The organism is Endozoicomonas sp. SESOKO3 (genome assembly GCF_024606255.1).
This window is the reverse complement of sequence record NZ_JAHHPR010000398.1, coordinates 1-1281: the sequence shown is the minus strand read 5'-3', so window position 1 is coordinate 1281 and position 1281 is coordinate 1. Positions and strand designations below refer to the sequence as shown.

Genomic DNA, 1281 nt, shown 5'->3' with positions numbered 1-1281 from the left:
GGGTAGCATCATGCAGAGACAGGCCGCTTCGCCAAAATGGTAAACAATTGGCTCGCTTTTTCCTGCTTCAAAAGCTGCGGTACAGGATTCACCGGCATTGAAATAGTCCGTAAACCGCTGCTCTAATGTTTTCCGTTCATTCAAATTGACATGCAGTCCAAAGCTGTGAGGCTCATCGTCTGTTACGAATAACGACATGATGCCACGAATATCTTTGGACTGAATGTAATGATCGTATTGTTTAACAATATGAAGAAAGGGCGTGAGTGATTCACCCGATAACTTTACAGACATGATCAAAAACCTTTGGAATCTGTACCTCGGTAGCTCCTAAGGGTAGTCCATGTGTAAATTTAATCGTGAGAATCCGGGCTGTGTTGTTGAGTATGTTGTTTAAGCGCCCAGTCCACATGTTCTTTCACCAGCTTCGAAGGATGGTCCCTGCGCTGGCGAAGCGCTGACACGACTTTCCCGGTTGTGGGGGCGTTGCCGAGACCTACCGCCAGATTCCTCAACCAGCTTTCAAAACCTGCACGCCGGATCGGTGAACCTGCCGTGCGCTCCAGAAATTCTTTTTCCGTCCACAGAAAGAGATCAGCCAGATCACTGTTATCCAGATGATGACGGGGCTGAAAGTCACTTTCCTGTGTGTGTCTGGCAAATCGATTCCAGGGACAGGTGAGCTGGCAGTCATCACAGCCAAAAATCCTGTTACCGATTTTGCTGCGCAGCTCTTCGGGTATGGGTCCACTGTTTTCAATGGTCAGGTAGGAAATGCACTTTCTGGCATCCACTTTGTAGGGTTCTACAATCGCGCTGGTAGGACAAATATCCATGCAAGCAGTACATCGACCGCAATGGTCCTTCTCATATGGTTCATCAGTGGGCAGAGGTAAATTGGTAAAGAGTTCTCCCAGGAAAAAGAAAGAACCTGCCTGACGGTTGATAATCAGGGAGTGTTTGCCCATCCAGCCCAGACCGGCCTGCTGAGCCAGAGGTCTTTCCATCACCGGTGCGCTGTCAACAAAGGCGCGATAACCATGGCTTCCGGCAATATCAGCTATTTTTTTTCCGAGCTGGGTTAAGCGCTTGCGAATCAGCTTGTGGTAATCACGTCCCAAAGCATAACGGGAGACATAAGCCTTTTCCGGCTCATTCAGAATCTTGACGGTCTCGGTTTCTGCGGGCAGATAATCCATTCTGGCGGAGATAACCCTTATGACACCTTCATGAAGCTTTTCAGGGTGGCATCTGAGTTCTTTGTGCCGCTCCATATATTGC

The 1281-nt window shown here is 48.7% G+C and carries 2 protein-coding genes; both read right to left on the bottom strand.

Features of this window, described 5'->3' with window-relative positions; all coding sequences use genetic code 11:
* Positions 1 to 294: hypothetical protein (locus KDK18_RS06865; RefSeq protein WP_257254132.1), on the bottom strand; the 294-nt coding region annotated here is incomplete at its 3' end.
* A gap of 59 nt (positions 295 to 353) precedes the next feature.
* Positions 354 to 1281: tRNA epoxyqueuosine(34) reductase QueG (gene queG / locus KDK18_RS06860; RefSeq protein WP_257254131.1), on the bottom strand; the 928-nt coding region annotated here is incomplete at its 5' end.